Raw genomic sequence first — 15,437 nt, 5'->3', positions numbered from 1 at the left:
TTCGAGTCCCACGCCACACCCGGCGTGGGATCCACTGTCCCGTTACGGGCGGAGCCGCAAGGCTGCGCCCGCGTTGCTCAAGCGAAGTCTCCATGTCGCGGTTTTCAAGGCGCTTCCTCTCCAGGTCGCCCGCCTGGCCTCTTTCCCTTGGGCTGGGTAGCCTGTTGCTGCTCGGCCTTTTTCTTTGGCAGGCACTGTTCGCCTCGGGTTGGCCAGGTGCCGAGGCCTGGGCGGCGCCCTGGTCAAGCTCGCCGTCCTGGGCAGGGCTGGCGCTCTGGTGGCTGCAACTGCCGCGTGCCGTGGCCGGTCTGGTGGTAGGAGCCAGTCTGGGGATCGCCGGGGCGCTCATGCAGGTAGTGACCCGCAATCCGCTGGCGTCCCCCGATCTGCTCGGCATCACCGCCGGGGCCCAGCTGGGTCTTATCCTGAGTCTGCTGCTGCCGGCCTTCCTCGGCCTGCCGCTGGTATTCGTCTGCGGCTTGCTGGCAGGGGTGTTCACCTTCGCCATGGCCGGTGGCTGGCACACCACGCCCCTGCGCCTGACACTGGCCGGTGTGGCCATCGCCCAGGCCTTCGCTGCTGCCATCACGCTGTTCCTCAGCCTCAATGATCGCGCCGCCCTGGTCCTGTCGCTGTGGAATACCGGTTCCCTGCGCCAGTTGGGGTGGGGCCACCTGGCGCTGGCCGCGTCCTTGTTGCCGCTGGCGTTGCTGAGCGTCTGGCTGCTACGGCGGCCACTGGACCTGTCGCGGCTGGGAGATAACCAGATGCGCGGCCTGGGCCTGCCACCTGCCGGGGTGAAGGCCATCAGCCTGCTGTTGGCCAGTGTCCTGACGGCGCTATCCATCCAGTTGGCCGGCCCTCTGGGCTTCATCGGTCTGATCGCGCCCAATCTGCTGCGCCTCGGCCTGGGGGTCAACAGACCCTCCCACCTGGTCGCCCTATCCGGGCTCTGGGGCGCCGTGCTGACCCTGGCCGCCGACCTGTTGGTACGCCTGATGGCCGGCTGGATCAGCCTGCCCCTGGGTGTGCTCTCGGCCCTGTTGGGTTCGCTCTGCCTGCTGCTGTTACTGCGCCGCCTCAGTGTCGGGCCCCGTAGCGCCGTGGGCCTGAGCGGGGGCGAGATGCCTGCGCGCCGTGGCGCGGCCATGCCCCTTGCCGGCGGGCTGCTGGTGCTGCTGCTGGGCCTGGGCCTGGCAGGCCTCGGTGGTGGCACGGGCGCCTGGGCGTTCTTCCAGGCGTTGCTCGGCGGTGCGCCCACGGCCTGGGTGCTGCTGGATCTGCGTTTGCCGCGGCTGCTGGTGGATGCCGGCGCCGGTGCCCTGCTGGCCACCAGTGGGCTGCTGCTGCAGGCGGTGACCCGCAATCCGCTGGCCGGACCGGAGATCCTCGGAGTCAGCCAGAGCGCTGGGCTGGCCGTGCTGGGCGCCATCGTCCTGGCGCCGGATCTGGCGGCCGAGTGGCGCTTTCCGCTGGCGTGGCTGGGTGCCGGGCTCGCCCTGGCCTGGGTGATAGGCGCCAACCTGAAGCGCGGGCTGGAGCCCTTGCGCCTGGTGCTGACCGGCTTCGCCATCAGCGGGCTGGTCCTGGCACTGTCCAGTGTGCTGATCGCCCAGTATGCGAGCAATGTGGCCCAGGCTCTGACCTGGCTGGTTGGCAGCAGCTACGGTCGGACCTGGGAGGATGTCGGGATGCTGTGGCCCTGGCTGGTGCTCGGCCTGGGCGCCGCCGGCCTGACCTCGCGCTGGTTGGATCTGCTGGGGCTGGATGAAGGCGTGGCGACGGGGCTGGGCCTGTCCGTGGCCAGCCGCCGGCTCCTGCTGGTAGCCCTGGCGAGCGTGTTGATCGCGGCCGCGGTGGCGGTGGTGGGCCCGGTCGCCTTCGTCGGGCTGCTGGTGCCCCATGGGGTCCGGCTGCTCGGTCTGCATCGCGCCCATCAACGCCTGCTGGTGGCGCCACTGCTGGGCGCCTGCCTGCTGGTCCTGGCCGATCTCCTGGCGCGCTGGGCCCTGGCACCGCTGGATATCCCCCTGGGCATCGCCACGGCGGCGCTCGGGGCCCCGGCCTTTCTACTGCTGCTGGCCCGCAGCTATCGGCGGTCCTGAGATGAGTGTCCGTCTGTTGTTTGGCCTGCTGCTGATCCTGCTCGGCGTTTCCGGTATGGCAGCCGCCAACCCAGACCTGGTGGCGCGCCAGTCAGCGGCATTGCCCGAGCAGCCGCTGCGTATCGTCACCCTCGATGACGTGGCGACCGAACTGGTGACCTCCCTGGGGCTGGCCCCGGTCGGGGTGGCCAACCTGGAAGGCTACCGACGTTACGTTGGGCTCGGTACCGATCTGCTGAAAGCCAGCCAGCCACTGGGCAGCGTTCAGCAGCCGGATCTGGAAGCCATCGCCCGACTGCGTCCTCAGCTGATCCTGGGCTCCGGCTATCTGCATCTGGGGCTGTTCCGCCGGTTGCAAAGCCTGGCGCCGACCCTGCTCTATCGATATGGGCTGGAGACGGGGGATGATGACGCCTTGGCTCGCGCCAGCGCGCTGCTCGCCGACCTGGGTGAGCGGCTTGGACGGAAGCCGGCGGCGGCCACGGTGAGTCTCCAGGCCGCCAGCGCCATGGCCGATGCCGAGACCGCCGCGCAGGCGGCAGGTGTCGTCGGTCGACCTTTGGCCGTGCTCTTTCCCTTGCCACAGCAGGGGGTATTCATCGCCCTCAACCGGCGGGTACTGATCAATGCCCTGGTCCGCCGCCTGGGAGGACGCGACCCCTGGCCCCTGGCTTCCGAGCGGGTGCTGCACCGCTACCATGACGTACAGGAGATCGCCGCGGTACCGGATCTCACGGCCCTGTTCGTCGGCGAGCAGACCGGGCATCCCTTCTTTCGCACGGACCTCTGGCGGGCCATGCCGCTGGCACGCAGCGGTCGATACGCCAGCCTGCCCAGCCCCTATTGGACCTTTGGCGGGCCGGCCAGCGTGGCGCTGCTGGCGCGCCAGGTTGCCGCCGCCTTGCGTGGACTGCCAGCGGCGCCATGAAGGTGCTGAACAGCAGGGCACCTCGTTCGTCCTCTAGAAGGAAAGCCGCACAAGGCGGTCGCTCTGCAGGAGGTTTGCCATGAGTTTCGACAGCGACACCACTCAGTTCCAGGTCGTCATCAATGCCGAGGAGCAGTATTCGATCTGGCCGGACTACAAGGCCCTGCCGGCCGGCTGGACCGCCATCGGGTTCAGCGGCGACAAGGCCACCTGTCTGGCCCATATCGAGCAGGTCTGGACCGACATGCGTCCCCTGAGCCTGCGCCAGGCCATGGCCAACTAGACCGGAGGCCTCAATGACGACGGTACCTGCGGATCTCCTGCAGCTGGAGCCTGGTCTGCCGCTGCGCCTGTCGCCGCGCGCACCCGGCTGCGGGCTGGAGGATGTCTTCGCCTCGCTACACGCGCTGGTCGAGCAGCATCTGGAAACGGCCGGTGGGATTCTCCTGCACGGTTTCGCCAATCCAGACGTCGCCGGCTTCCAGGCCTTCGCGACTCGCTTCGGCCACCCGTTGCTGAACTACGAGTTCGGCTCCACGCCGCGCAGCCGGGTGACAGCCGATGGCGTCTACACCTCCACCGAGTATCCGGCGCGTCAGTGGATTCCACTGCATAACGAGCAGGCCTACACCTGCGATTGGCCCATGCGCATCTGGTTCTATTGCGCCCAGGCCGCGGAGGAGGGGGGAGAGACGCCCATCGCCGACAGTCGTCAGGTGTTCGCCCGCATCGATCCGGCCTTGCGTCGGCGGTTTGCCGAAAAGCGGCTGAGCTATATACGTAACTATGGCAATGGTCTGGACGTGGCCTGGCAGCAGGTGTTCGACACCGATGATCGCGCGGCGGTGGAGCGTTTCTGCGCCGCTCGAGGTATCGCGTGCGAATGGAAGGCGGACGGCGAACTGCGGACCCGCCAGCTCTGCCAGGGAGTGGCCCAGCACCCGCGTACCGGCGACTGGGTCTGGTTCAATCAGGCGCACCTGTTCCATGTCTCGGCACTGGAGCCGGAGATGCGTGAGGTGCTGCTCGAGACGGTCGGTGAGGATGACCTGCCACGCAATGTCTTCTACGGCGATGGCACGCCGCTGGAGGACAGCGCGCTGGACGAGATTCGCGGTGTGCTCGACGAGAGTCGCATCCTCTTTCCCTGGAGCACCGGCGACATCCTGCTGCTGGACAACATGCTCACCGCCCACGGCCGCGCCCCGTTCAAGGGGCCGCGCAAGGTGGTGGTGGCCATGACCGAAGGCCGCCATGAAGACCCTTTGCCCCGGGAGATCCCAATATGACGTCTGTCGTCCAACTGCCGGGTGGCCTGCGCCTGGTGCACGAAGAGCTCGATGGTGAGAGCCTCTGGCGAATGGGTGATGAACTCTGGTTGCGCTGTCGCCAGCACGCCACGCCCGAGGGGCTGAGGGTGCAGGTCTCGGGTGGCTGCTCTGACCTGACCACCGAGCGTCTGGCGGCGCTCGCCCTGGCTTTGCTGCTGCGTGAGCCCGAGGCGCCGGCGCTGCTCTGGGAAGGCTTGCCGGCGCTACCTGAGGCGCTGCGCCAGGGGCTGCTGACCCAGGGCATCGAGGGCGGCCTACGCAGCTGGCGCGCCCAGTTTTGGCAACGACCCCAGCCCTGGTTGGGCCCGGTGAGCAGCGCAGGCTATCCCGCCTTGGCGCAATTGACCGGCCAGCGCCGTCACCCCTGCCGTCCGCCCAAGCCGGAGGGGGACGTCTATCGTCGCTACGATCATCGGCTCGGCGCCTGGATCAGCCTGCGCGCCTTGGCCCTGGAGGCCGATCTGCCGCTGTTCCATCGCTGGCAGAACCAGCCGCGCGTGGCGACCTTCTGGGAGGAGCAGGGCAGCCTCGACCAGCACCGTGCCTATCTGCAGCGACAGGCCGCCGACCCTCATGTATTAACCCTGGTCGGTAGCCTGGATGACGAGCCCTTCGCCTATTTCGAAGCCTACTGGGCGGCCGAGGATCGTATCGCCCCTTTCTACGCGGTCGACGACTATGATCGCGGCATCCATATGCTGGTAGGAGAGGAGCGTCTGCGGGGCCCGCAGCGTGTGGCGTGCTGGCTGCCAGCGCTGGTGCACTATCTGCTGCTGGACGAGCCACGCACCCGCCGTATCGTCTCCGAGCCTCGCGCCGATAACGAGCGCATGATCGGCTACCTGCAGCGCCAGGGGTTCTACCGGCAGAAGGACTTTGACTTTCCTCACAAGCGCGCCGCGCTCATGCTGCTGGAGCGCGAACGTTTCTTCGACCGTTGCGTGTTGGCATGAGAGAGGCACCGCCGCTGCACTGGGCCCGTACGGGACAACGACCTGAGGTGACCCGATGAATTCCGCTCTTCTTGCTGCCGGATCGCCCGGCTGATGATTCCTGCGCTGGCACCCCTGTTCACCGGCCCCCTCCAGCCGTTCGCTTCGGTGCTGCGGCTGCACGCGGAGGAGGCGGCGGTGATGCCGCTTGGCCGGTTGCTGGAAGAAGGGCTGCCGGAGCTGCTGGAGGGCTATGGCGGCGATCCGGGGCTGGATCGCCGCGCGCTTCTCTCGGTCTGGTCCAAGTACTACTTTTCCCGGTTGATTCCGCCGGTGGTGGCGGCCTCGCTGCTGCTGCGCTGGCGGCTTCCGATCGCTGTCGACCAACTGGGGCTGGTGTTGAACGAGGCCCGGCTCCCAGCGGCCTTCGTGCTGCCCCATGGCGGTGAAGCCTTTGCGGACGACCACTCGGACCTCCTGGAACCGCTGGTGCGGGAGAATCTGCGTCCCTTCATCGAAGGGGCCTGCGCGCAGATCAGGTTGTCGCCCAAGGTGCTCTGGAGCAATGCGGGCAATTATCTGGAATGGTTCGCTGGCGAATTGCGCAAGGTCCGGCCTCAGCCCGGATCGCTGCCGCCCTTCGAGCACTGGCTCGAGCAGCCGTGCGACGCTCAGGGCGAGCGCAATCCGCTGTTCAAGCCGGTGATCTATGTGGAGCTACCCCTGGCGGGTGGCGTCGAGAGAACTTCCTGGCAGTGGCGGCAGCGGCGAGTGTGCTGCATCCGCTACCGCTTGCCGGAAGAAGAACTCTGCAGCAACTGCCCGCTCCTGAAGGGCCCGCAGCCCACGGCCGCGGGCTAGCAGTGGAAACCGAGCGGTGTGCCGTCGTGGGGGTGCGGGAGGACATCCATGGGAATGCCATAGATGGCCTGTAGCGTCGAGCCGTTCATCAGCTCGGCGGGGCTGCCTTCCACCAGTACCCGGCCCGCCCGCAGGGCGATCAGGTGATCGCAATAGCGGGCCGCCATGTTGATCTCGTGTAGCACCAGGATGATGCCGAGGCCCAGCTGTCGACCCAGCGTCTGGATCTGCTGCAGCACCTCGACCTGATGGGCGATGTCCAGCGCAGAGGTGGGTTCGTCGAGCAGCAGGTAGCGGGTGTTCTGCGCCAGCAGCATAGCCAGCCAGACCCGCTGACGCTCGCCCCCGGACAGGGTGTCGACCAGTTGCTGGGCGAAGCGGTCAGTACCCGTGAGCCGCAGCGCCCGCTCGACGTGTTCCCTATCCTGGCGATCATAGCGACCCAGGGCGCCATGCCAGGGATAGCGACCCATGCCGACGAGTTCCTGGACGGTCATGCCCTCGGCCGCCGGCAACTGTTGCGGCAGATAGGCCACCTGCTGCGCATAGCGCTGGGTTTTCCAGGTCGCCAGGGCTTCGCCATCCAGGGTCAGCGACCCGCTGGAAGGCGCGAGCTGGCGCGCCAGCAGCTTGAGTAGCGTCGACTTTCCCGAGCCGTTGTGCCCGATCAAGCCGATGATCCGGCCACGAGGCAGTTGCAAGGTCACCGGATGCAGAAGTGCACGACCGTTGAGCGAAAAGCCGACGTTGTCCAGCTCGAACATTGCCTTCCCTGTGTCTGGGGAATGTAGGGGAAAGAATCCATGAACAGTGCACCGCTAGGTTACCGAGTCGAGGGGCCATCAGCCAGGGAAAACCCAGTCGATGATGGCTATCGGTGAGCCGTGGTGGTGCTGGGTGGGCCGCGGTCGCCGTCGCTGGACGGAAGCTCGCGGACAGCGCCGTGGTCCTGAAACAGGAGCGCCCGGATACCAGACAGCAAACCCAAGCCGTCGCCTGGTGCAAGGCGGCTGGTTGCTGTCCGGATGCGCTCTTCAGCTCAGGGCGCGCAATTGCCGGCCTTGGTGAATCCTGCCGCCTTTGCCTCGGCTTCGGAAGCGAAGCTGACCTGGTTCTTGGGCGATACCTGGGTATAGCTGGGGCAGCCTTCGGGCAGGTGATAGACATGGCTGTTACGGTTGCCGATGATCACGCCCTGGCCAGCCTTCACGGGGCTGGCGCTCTTCGTCGGCGCAACCGGCGCCGTCTTCGGGGCTGGCAGGGGGCTGACGATGCCGTCACCGACCGGCTTGTAGCCCAGCGTCCAATGGCGCTCACCGGACACGAACGGGTTGCCATAACCCATCACGGCGGCAATCCGCTGATCGCGTTCGCGTTCCCAGGCGGTCACCGGATGCTGCTTGTCCCAGGCCATGAGCAGTTGCTGCTGCTGACGGGACATGTTCAGCGCGTATCGATCGAACATGTAGAAGGTGACTCGGGCCACCAGACCCTTGACGTCATCGCGGGGCTCAGTGGTGCGCCCCTGGAAATCGACCTTGGTCGAGCACTGGCCATATTGCGACGGTACGCCCTGAGCCATGCCGTAGTTGAAGTTGGCCCGGTCGCCATTCACCTCGCCCACGGCGGGGTAGAGGTTGAAGAGATCAGCCTCCATGGCGCGGAACACGGGATCGTCGGCGACACAGTGTTCACGTCCGCCGTTTTGCCAGCACTGGCGCTGATGGCCGAAGGTCCAGGCCGGCACGATGTGCTCCCACTCGGTACGCTCGCCGCGGGTCTCCTGCTTGCGGGCCTGGAAGCCGCACGACGAGGCATCGAGCCGGCCGCCGGACTTGCCTACCCACTCCCATTTGCAACCGCAGTACAGATCACCCTGGGCGCTCGTGTTCTGGTCGAAATAGACTTTCTGTTTGGCGATCACCTTGGCTTCAACGAAGGTGTCAGGCGGTGCGGCGTAAGCGGAGGTAGCCAGCAGCGGAGCGGCGAGGAGCAGTGAGAGCAAAAGGCGCATGAATCTTCACAGGTCGAATAGGGCGCCGAATTGTATAGCTTTTGCCCGGAGCACGGCGGGCGTAGTCAGTTAGATCCTTGTCGATTCGAGTAACGGGCGCTCCTTTGGCTTCAGGTGCGGGTTCGATCTCGCTGCCCAGCCCGCCGTTCGCAACGCCGCTGCGCCAGGCGGGCGTGCACGTCGTGAGTGACGGTCGGCGATCGCTTTGCCCATCAAGGCTGGTGGGTGAGGATCCTTTCGACGTCAGTGAGCTTCTGGTTCATCGCGTCCGCATCCGGCCGGCTGATGGTTCCGTTGCGCGTTTGCAGATGCCCCGCCAGGGTCTGCACCCGCCCCACCGCCAAATGCAGCTTCGCTGCCTCTGGCTTGGAGACTTGGCGCTCCTTCACGGCAGTGTCTATGCGCTCATTCAGGGAGGCGGCGCGCTGCTGAAGGTAGTCGCTATCCGTTTCCAACGCCTGTTGGCCGAACGCGGGAGTGCCAAACAGAATCGCGGGCGCTAGCAGCAGGGGTAGCAACAGAGGGCGCATGGCAAGGTTCTCGTGGTGAGGAAGGGGGCTGACCGTGCTGTGTCAGCACCTCGGAGGTGGCGCCCTACAACCGTCATCGTGCGCTGTCGCTAGACAAAAAAAGCCCCGCGCTAAGGCGGGGCTAAAGTCAATGAGGGTTGGAGCACTCATGCTAACTATGATCGCGATGTCTAATGAGAGTTCCTGTCGAGGTCTGGCGCCGGTGCATTCTCTTGGCCGTTTTCGCGCGTGCAGGCCTGCCGTACATCGCCAGCGAATCCCTCCCGCAAGCGCAAGGGCTCGACATAAGGGCATACGAAATCAGGGACGGAGAAAGCATGCGGCGATGCCTGCCAATCATTCAGACGTGGTCCCAGGTACCTGTTGGTCGAGCCTGCTCAGAACGCGGGTAAAGGAACGAGCAGGGACGCTTCTACCACCAGCGTCGCGGCAAATTCATTGAGGGCGTTGATCGCGTCGATCATGGCGCGGGCGCCTGAATCCTCGCAATCGATGCTACCTAGCTGGGCGGCGTTTTCCTGCAGCTGGCGATGCAGGGCCAGCAAGGCTTCGCGGACTTGGGTGTCGTTATCACTGGACATGCACGCACTCGAGATCTGGGTTTGGCAGGTGGCGTATGGCCACTATGCCTCCGCGAATTAGGTGGTGCAATAATCCTTAACGCAGAAAGGTCCTTGGCTGATAGACGGTTTGTCCGCCCAAAGCCAGCGTCAAGCAAGCGGACAGCGAGCTAACCCGCGGCGTATGACAGCGGCGTTAGAGGCTTCCGTTCGATCAGGTCGAGAGCTGGCGGTAAGTGACCGTAGATGAGCATCACGGTGGGAAGGCAAGGCGCTCGATCCAGGCAGGAGCGCTATCCCTGACCGGGCACCCCGTTGCTGCGCAGGACGGCAGGGGAGCCTGGGCAGGGCCCACCGCCGTCCCGCTCGTTCAGTTTCCAGGATCAGGCCGAGTAGTCCAGGGCTTTACCGGGTGCCTTGCGCTGCCCGAGCGACAGCATGACGACCATCAGGACGCAGCCGATCAGGATGGCGCCCGAGGAGAGGACGAAGAGGCTGCGCCGGTCGTTGCCTTCGATGAACAGGCTCAGCAGGGTTGGCGCCGCGGCAGCCGAGGCCACTTGCACCACGCCGACCAGCTTGGTCAGGCGACCGGTCGGATCATGGGTCACCACCGAAGACATGTAGTAGGACAGCGCCAGGTTCCAGCCGAAGTTCATCAGGAACACCGCGATCATCAGGTCCGACGCCGTGTGGATACGGGCCGCCAGCAGGTAGATGGCGCCGAGCACGGCCAGGGAGCCCGTGAGGATCATCGGTACCCGGCCCAGGTGCCGGCCTGCCACGCTGGGCAGGGCCGCGCCGGGCAGGCCGCCCAGCAGCCCGATGCTGATCGCCCAGCCGATCTCCACCGGCGCCACGCCAGCATCGCTGGCGATGCCTTCGACGAAGCCCCACAGCGAATAGATCGACAGCTGCAGGAACAGCATGCCAAGCAGGGAGCAGACGCCGACCAGGGTCAGCCCGGACAGCAGTGGCTCGCTGGAGCGGTACTGCTGATCCGCGCTCTGCCTGACCGGCAGGCAGAAGCACAGCAGGCAGACCAGGCCGAACCAGCCCGACAGGTAGTAGATCGCCCCCGCGAAGCCCTGCCATTCGGCGATCATCGGCATGATCACCGCGCTGCTGGAAAAAAGCGCGGTCTGCACGAACAGCAGGATGCCGAAGGACCTGTCCTGCCCACTCATGCTGCCCAGCCAGTAGATGGCATAGGAATAGAGCACGCCGGAGCAGAGGCCCGACAGGCAGCGCAGCACCAGGAGCGGATCGAGCGCGGTGATGCTGGCGGTGGCGGCGTTGGCGAACAGCAGCAACAGCGCACTGCTGAGGGCGATGGCGCGTGGCCCGAGGTAGCGGATCATCGGCAGGTACAACAGCGTACCGACGATGGAGCCGCACATTTCGACGGACATGGTCCAGCTTTGCTGGGCCAGGGTCAGGGTCAGGCGCTCGGTCAGCAGCCCGATGAAGATCGGCTGCACGCCTATGACGAGAATGGAGGCCGCGGCGATGAGGATGCACGCGGCGCGCACGACGGTTTGCTTGGCGAGGGTCATGATCGATACCTACCGGCCTGGCCACGGGGTGGCGGCCGCTTCAGTGGAAAGCATGCCTGGGGATAGGGGAGGCCGGTCAGGCGAGTCGATAGCAGTGAATGGCGACCTGGTCGGCGGCGGGATAGCTCACCTTGCCTATCAGCACGCTGCGGGTCAGCCAGTCGAGCCGCCCGCGCGCCACCTGGAAGCGTGGAGAGCAGTGGCAGCGGTATTCCTCTTCGGCGATGGGCCAGATGCCCTGAGCCTCCAGCTCTCGTCCCTGGTCGCTGAGCACGATCAGGCCGGTATTGTGGATATTGATCCACTCGCCTCGGTCGCTGAGCAGGCTGTAGCGCGCGTCCAGCTCACCCACGCCATCGCTGCGCTGCAGATAGAAGTCGGCGCCGCCGGCGACCACCTCGCCACGAACGTTCAGACCTTCGAAATGCCCACCCAGTATCCGGTAGTTGCGGCGCTGGCCATCCGTGCAAGCACCCAGTCCATCGCCGGCGGCGATGGCGACATGGATGCTCATTACCCATTCCAGAGTCGGCACGCCGAGTCCGGTTTGCGTTGTCGTTGTCATCACGCACTCCTGTGCCCCCGAGGGGCGTCTGTGACTCGGGTTCAATAGCGATAGGTGAAATACAGTTCGAGGGCGCTGAAGCGGTCGTTGTCGCCGAACGCCTGCTTGGCGGCGGACTTGGCCTGCACCCAGTTGTAAGAGAGCGAACTGTAGAAGTGCTTGTTCGGCGTCCAGTCCAGGTACACCACGGTCTCGTCGGCGAAGCGTCGGTCGCTCACCGCGGCGCCGCGAAAGTTCTTCTCGTCGAGCCAGAACTGATAGTGAATGGCGCCCAGCGTGAAGGTGTCGGTCAGGCGGTTCTTGATCGAGAATTGCTGGACGCGCTCGTTGCTGTTGAACAGCAGGTAGTTGCCCACCACGTCACCGACCAGCCAGTTGCTCCAGTCCGTGAAGCCCTTGCTGAGGGGGTCCCAGGCCTTCTGGCGGTTGTCGGTAGGGTTGTCGTCGCCGGAGAACACGGCGTAGCGGTAGCCCAGCGTGGGGGTGAGCGGCAGGTCCTGGAACTGGTAGTCGGCCTGGGCGTACCAGGCTTTGGCGTCGTAGGTGAGGGGGCCGTCGCCGCCGCGCTGCACGGCGTATTCGCCATTCAAGGTCAGGTTCGGCACGCCCGGCAGGTGGCCGCGCAGGGCGCGCAGGTTGTAGACCTGCATGCCATCGCGGCGCACGGCGGTACTGCTCCTGCTGGCCAGGGTGTCGACGGTCATGGCCATGGCACCGAGCGTTACCTGGCCGTCGAAGTCGTAGTCCAGGTTTACGCCACTCAGGCGGAAATCGCCGTAGTGGTCGTCGGTGCGCAGGGTGAAGGCCTGTGCCTGGATCGGTCCAGGATTCCACGCCAGGATCGCCGAGTCCCTGAAGGCGGTACGGGGGCCGAGCCAATAGGCGCCATCGCCGAACAGATCGAGGTTGCCGTCCATGACGATGAACCCGGTGCCGATGAGGTAGTTCTGGCGGCCAACGGTGAGCGTCCAGTCACCCACCTGCACCCCGGCATAGAGTTCTTCAGGTGCCACGCGGCCGTCGGAGCTGCGCGTGAAGCCACCGGCATCGCCATCACCGAAGGTGGTGGCGGCGACCACCGAACCACCCGCGAGCAACCGGACGGTATCGCTGAGCGAGTAATCGAGGGTAACGCCGGGTTTGACGTAGAACTCCTGCCAGCCGATCTTGCTGCCGTCGTTCTCGCCGCTACGCACGTCAACGCGGCCGGTGCCGAAGTTGACGCCGCGGGTGGTGATGGAGGCGCCGCCAACCGTCAGGTTGACCTCGCCTGTGAGGTTCTCGTACTGGAACGGATAGCCCGCCAGGGCCGGCTGGCTGGCCAGCGGAACGCCGAGCGCGAATAGCGCGCGGAAACAGCGCTTGAGTCCGTACATATGAAGCTCCTGTCTAATCTTTTTTATTACAGGGCAGTGAAGGGCGGCCAAGGCGGCCACCTGATACCTGACGCAGCAGGTAGGAGCGCTGGCGAGCCGGCGCTCCTGGATCTTGTAGTGTCGGTCAGCCGTGCAACTGGGCAGCGATGGCCCGCAGCAGGCGCACGGTGTCGATATCCAGTTCGGTGACCGCCTCGGGCAGTGACGACTGCTTGACGATCACCACGTCCGAGGTGAAGTCGACGAACAGGTATTGGCCGTGGATGCCGCTGGCCATGATGGCCGGGCTGTGGTCGTTGAAGACGTACCACTGGCTGCGATAGGAAGCGCCCGGCGTCCACTCGGAGAAATCCTTGTGCACGCCGTAGATGGCAGGGTCCGCGCCGGCTGCGATGGCGTCGATCACCGCCTGGTCGATGACCTGCTGGCCCTCGACCAGGCCGCCGTTGGCGAGCATCAGGCCGAAGCGACCCATGTCGCGCAGGGTGGCGTTGAAGCCGGCGCCGGCGACGCTGCGGCCCCAGGGGTCGGCCATGAAATGGCCGTCGCGCTCGCAGCCCAGCTGCTGCCAGATCGCCTGCAACTGCTCGGCGCAGCTCACGCCGCTGGCGCGCTCCATCACCCAGGCCAGCACCTCGGTGGTGGCCGTCACGTAATGGAACAGCCCGCCATGCTCGCAGCGTTTACGCAGCGCCGGCAGGTACTGGTACAGGGATTCGTACTGGGCGTACTCGGGGGGTGCCGGCTTGAAGCCGCAGGCGTAGCCGTATTGGGAGCTTTCCGACGTCGGATCGTCGTACAGCTCGGTGTAATGGACGCCCACGGCCATGTCGAACAGCTCACGCACGGTGGCGTCGCCGAAGGCACTGCCAGCCAGCTCCGGTACATAGTGCTGGGTTTGCGCCTGGGGATCGAGGACGCCCTGGTGGACCAGCTGTTCACCGAGTACGCCGATCAGCGACTTGGTGACCGAGAACATGATGTGGCGGTCAGTGGCGACCTGGCCATTGAAGTAGCGCTCGTACACCACGCGCCCCTTGTGCAGCACCAGGAAGCCGTCGGTCTTGCTGGCCAGCAGATGGTCGAGGGCGGTAACGCTGCGGCCGCAGGAACTCTCGAACGTCAGACCTTCCAGGGCCACCGGCGCATAGGCCAGCACCGCGTCGGGGCGTGGGCCGGCGGCGACGTCGATGGTGGGGCGCAGGCGCGCCAGGTTGCGGAAGCCCCAGCGATTGAACGGCGGCGACATCCAGTTGGCCCAGGTCACGCGCTGTTCCGGCTCGGCAGGGAAACCCTGCATCAGTACGGGCTCTTGTTCTTGTTGGTCGTACATCTCGCTGACTTCCCGATTTCGGGAAACCAGGGAGCGGTCGAGGATCTGGTTCATCAGACTCATCCTGGCAGTTGCCCTGCGTCGAGCAGGTACGGGAAAATAATTAACCCTGTTAATTTCTTTAGTCAATAAAATATTTTCTCGACCAAACCGGGGCAGCTATGCTTTCCGCTATCCCAGAAATCAGGAGCGACGGTGAGCGGCTTACGCGAGCGTCAGAAGGCATTACGCCGAAGTGCCATCTCGGCAGCGGCGGTGACACTGTTTCAGCGCCAGGGTTTTCGCGAGACCACCGTCGAGCAGATCGCCCGCGATGCCGGCGTCTCGGCGCCTACGGTGTTCAAGTATTTCGGCAGCAAGCACGAGATCATCCTGGAGATGATCAAGGAGTCCGATCGCCGCGCGCTGATCGATGTGCGCAAGCGCATCCGCGAGTTCGATGATCCCGTCGATGCGCTCTGCCACCTCGAACACCTTCTCGTCAGCTATGCCCTCGAGGTGCTGCCCGCCGCGCTCTGGCGTGAGCTGCTGCCACTGGTGCTGGTAGGTGGCAACAGTGGTCTGCCCGAGGCCTACCGGCAGATGAATCGAGGGCTACAGGGCGAGATCGCCAACGTGCTGCGCGAATTGCAGGCCGCCGGCAAGCTGCGCGCCGACCTGGATGTGGAATTGGCCGCCTTCCTGCTCAACGACTACTCCCATCTGCAGCTGCTTCGCCTGACGGCCAGTGACCGGATGGATCGGCAAGGGCATGCCGCCAACGTTCGCAACACCACGCGCCTGATGTTCGAGGGCATGCGTGCGGTTCCAGCATGACGGGCAAGGGCGCTTGGCCTGCCAGGCGTCTGAGCGACGCTAGCGGGAAGAACGGGGCAGGCGAGCTAGGATTCGCCTGCCACTGACGAACAGCGATGCAATGCCTAGGGCAACAGCCCCAAGCCAGCTACCGACTGCGGTTCAGTCATCATTCTCGACACTTTTTGCGATAACCAATTCCGGACGGATACTTTCCTGGTAGATGATGGCAATAGGCCAGTCGGCAATCGGCAGCCGTGCTTCTAGGAACAGACGTCCTCGCATGGAAGACAATGAATTTCAGGTTCCTCTCCAGCGGCTCGGTCAATTGAACCTGAACAGGATCATCGATCAGGCTCGCGCTGATCGAGCCTTCATGAATCGGCTAGTGACCGTGCTTGAAGAATCTGGTCCAGACGATCGTACCGATGAAGAAAATGATCTGCTCGAATGGGCGCGTACTTTCCAGCGCCCGCCAGGTACCGATGCTGGCGGATGAGCGTCTTCGTACCCCATAACACTTAACCAAGGTGTGGATTGCCCAGCTCTCA

16 protein-coding genes are annotated in these 15,437 nt (G+C 65.2%); 8 read left to right on the top strand and 8 right to left on the bottom strand.

Annotated features, from left to right (window positions below):
* Positions 1–164 precede the first annotated feature (164 nt).
* The 6 genes from PJ259_RS06640 to fhuF all read left to right on the top strand — a co-directional run bounded on the left by PJ259_RS06640 (position 165) and on the right by fhuF (position 6,157).
* The gene (locus PJ259_RS06640; RefSeq protein ID WP_271655213.1) at positions 165–2,105 is read left to right on the top strand and encodes an iron ABC transporter permease; all 1,941 of its coding nucleotides are present in this window, start codon (positions 165–167) and stop codon (positions 2,103–2,105) included.
* Position 2,106: 1 nt separating this feature from the next.
* Positions 2,107–3,033 (top strand): ABC transporter substrate-binding protein, encoded by a 927-nt coding sequence (locus tag PJ259_RS06635; protein WP_271655212.1) that lies wholly within the window; start codon positions 2,107–2,109, stop codon positions 3,031–3,033.
* Between the two features lie 79 nt (positions 3,034–3,112).
* Entirely contained in the window at positions 3,113–3,316 is a 204-nt protein-coding gene (locus PJ259_RS06630; protein ID WP_059315275.1) for an MbtH family protein, read from the top strand.
* A gap of 13 nt (positions 3,317–3,329) precedes the next feature.
* On the top strand, positions 3,330–4,322 hold the full coding sequence (locus tag PJ259_RS06625) for a TauD/TfdA family dioxygenase (RefSeq protein WP_271655211.1): 993 nt from the start codon (positions 3,330–3,332) through the stop codon (positions 4,320–4,322).
* Positions 4,319–5,317 (top strand): GNAT family N-acetyltransferase, encoded by a 999-nt coding sequence (locus PJ259_RS06620; protein ID WP_271655210.1) that lies wholly within the window; start codon positions 4,319–4,321, stop codon positions 5,315–5,317. Before PJ259_RS06625 ends, PJ259_RS06620 begins: the two co-directional genes overlap by 4 nt.
* Before the next feature lie 93 nt (positions 5,318–5,410).
* Positions 5,411–6,157 carry a siderophore-iron reductase FhuF gene (fhuF, locus tag PJ259_RS06615; RefSeq protein WP_271655209.1) on the top strand — a complete coding sequence of 249 codons (747 nt, stop codon included), beginning with the start codon at positions 5,411–5,413 and terminating at the stop codon, positions 6,155–6,157.
* Here the strand turns inward: fhuF and PJ259_RS06610 are convergent.
* The 8 genes from PJ259_RS06610 to PJ259_RS06575 form a co-directional block, all read right to left on the bottom strand.
* Entirely contained in the window at positions 6,154–6,921 is a 768-nt protein-coding gene (locus tag PJ259_RS06610; protein ID WP_271655208.1) for an ATP-binding cassette domain-containing protein, read from the bottom strand. The genes fhuF and PJ259_RS06610 overlap by 4 nt on opposite strands.
* 275 nt (positions 6,922–7,196) lie before the next feature.
* Complete coding sequence (locus PJ259_RS06605; RefSeq protein ID WP_442964892.1) at positions 7,197–8,162, bottom strand: endonuclease; 966 nt, start codon at positions 8,160–8,162, stop codon at positions 7,197–7,199.
* Positions 8,163–8,383: 221 nt separating this feature from the next.
* Entirely contained in the window at positions 8,384–8,701 is a 318-nt protein-coding gene (locus PJ259_RS06600) for a hypothetical protein (RefSeq protein ID WP_271655206.1), read from the bottom strand.
* Positions 8,702–9,078: 377 nt separating this feature from the next.
* On the bottom strand, positions 9,079–9,282 hold the full coding sequence (locus tag PJ259_RS06595; RefSeq protein ID WP_271655205.1) for a hypothetical protein: 204 nt from the start codon (positions 9,280–9,282) through the stop codon (positions 9,079–9,081).
* A gap of 362 nt (positions 9,283–9,644) precedes the next feature.
* Positions 9,645–10,817 (bottom strand): MFS transporter, encoded by a 1,173-nt coding sequence (locus PJ259_RS06590; RefSeq protein WP_271655204.1) that lies wholly within the window; start codon positions 10,815–10,817, stop codon positions 9,645–9,647.
* Between the two features lie 76 nt (positions 10,818–10,893).
* Positions 10,894–11,382 (bottom strand): DUF3237 domain-containing protein, encoded by a 489-nt coding sequence (locus PJ259_RS06585; RefSeq protein ID WP_271655203.1) that lies wholly within the window; start codon positions 11,380–11,382, stop codon positions 10,894–10,896.
* 41 nt (positions 11,383–11,423) lie between these two features.
* On the bottom strand, positions 11,424–12,758 hold the full coding sequence (locus PJ259_RS06580; protein WP_271655202.1) for an alginate export family protein: 1,335 nt from the start codon (positions 12,756–12,758) through the stop codon (positions 11,424–11,426).
* Positions 12,759–12,882: 124 nt separating this feature from the next.
* A complete protein-coding gene (locus tag PJ259_RS06575; protein WP_442964873.1) occupies positions 12,883–14,145 on the bottom strand; it encodes a serine hydrolase domain-containing protein in 1,263 nt (420 codons plus the stop codon).
* A gap of 141 nt (positions 14,146–14,286) precedes the next feature.
* Here PJ259_RS06575 and PJ259_RS06570 point away from each other — a divergent pair, with 141 nt between their 5' ends.
* Both PJ259_RS06570 and PJ259_RS06565 read left to right on the top strand, forming a co-directional pair.
* A complete protein-coding gene (locus tag PJ259_RS06570; RefSeq protein ID WP_271655201.1) occupies positions 14,287–14,907 on the top strand; it encodes a TetR/AcrR family transcriptional regulator in 621 nt (206 codons plus the stop codon).
* 262 nt (positions 14,908–15,169) lie between these two features.
* Positions 15,170–15,385: a hypothetical protein gene (locus tag PJ259_RS06565; protein ID WP_271655200.1), complete on the top strand. Its 216-nt coding sequence runs from the start codon at positions 15,170–15,172 to the stop codon at positions 15,383–15,385.
* Positions 15,386–15,437: the final 52 nt, after the last annotated feature.

Source organism: Pseudomonas sp. JBR1, assembly GCF_028198185.1.
Lineage (GTDB): Bacteria > Pseudomonadota > Gammaproteobacteria > Pseudomonadales > Pseudomonadaceae > Chryseomonas > Chryseomonas oryzihabitans_E.
This window is presented reverse-complemented; position numbering and strand designations above follow the sequence as displayed.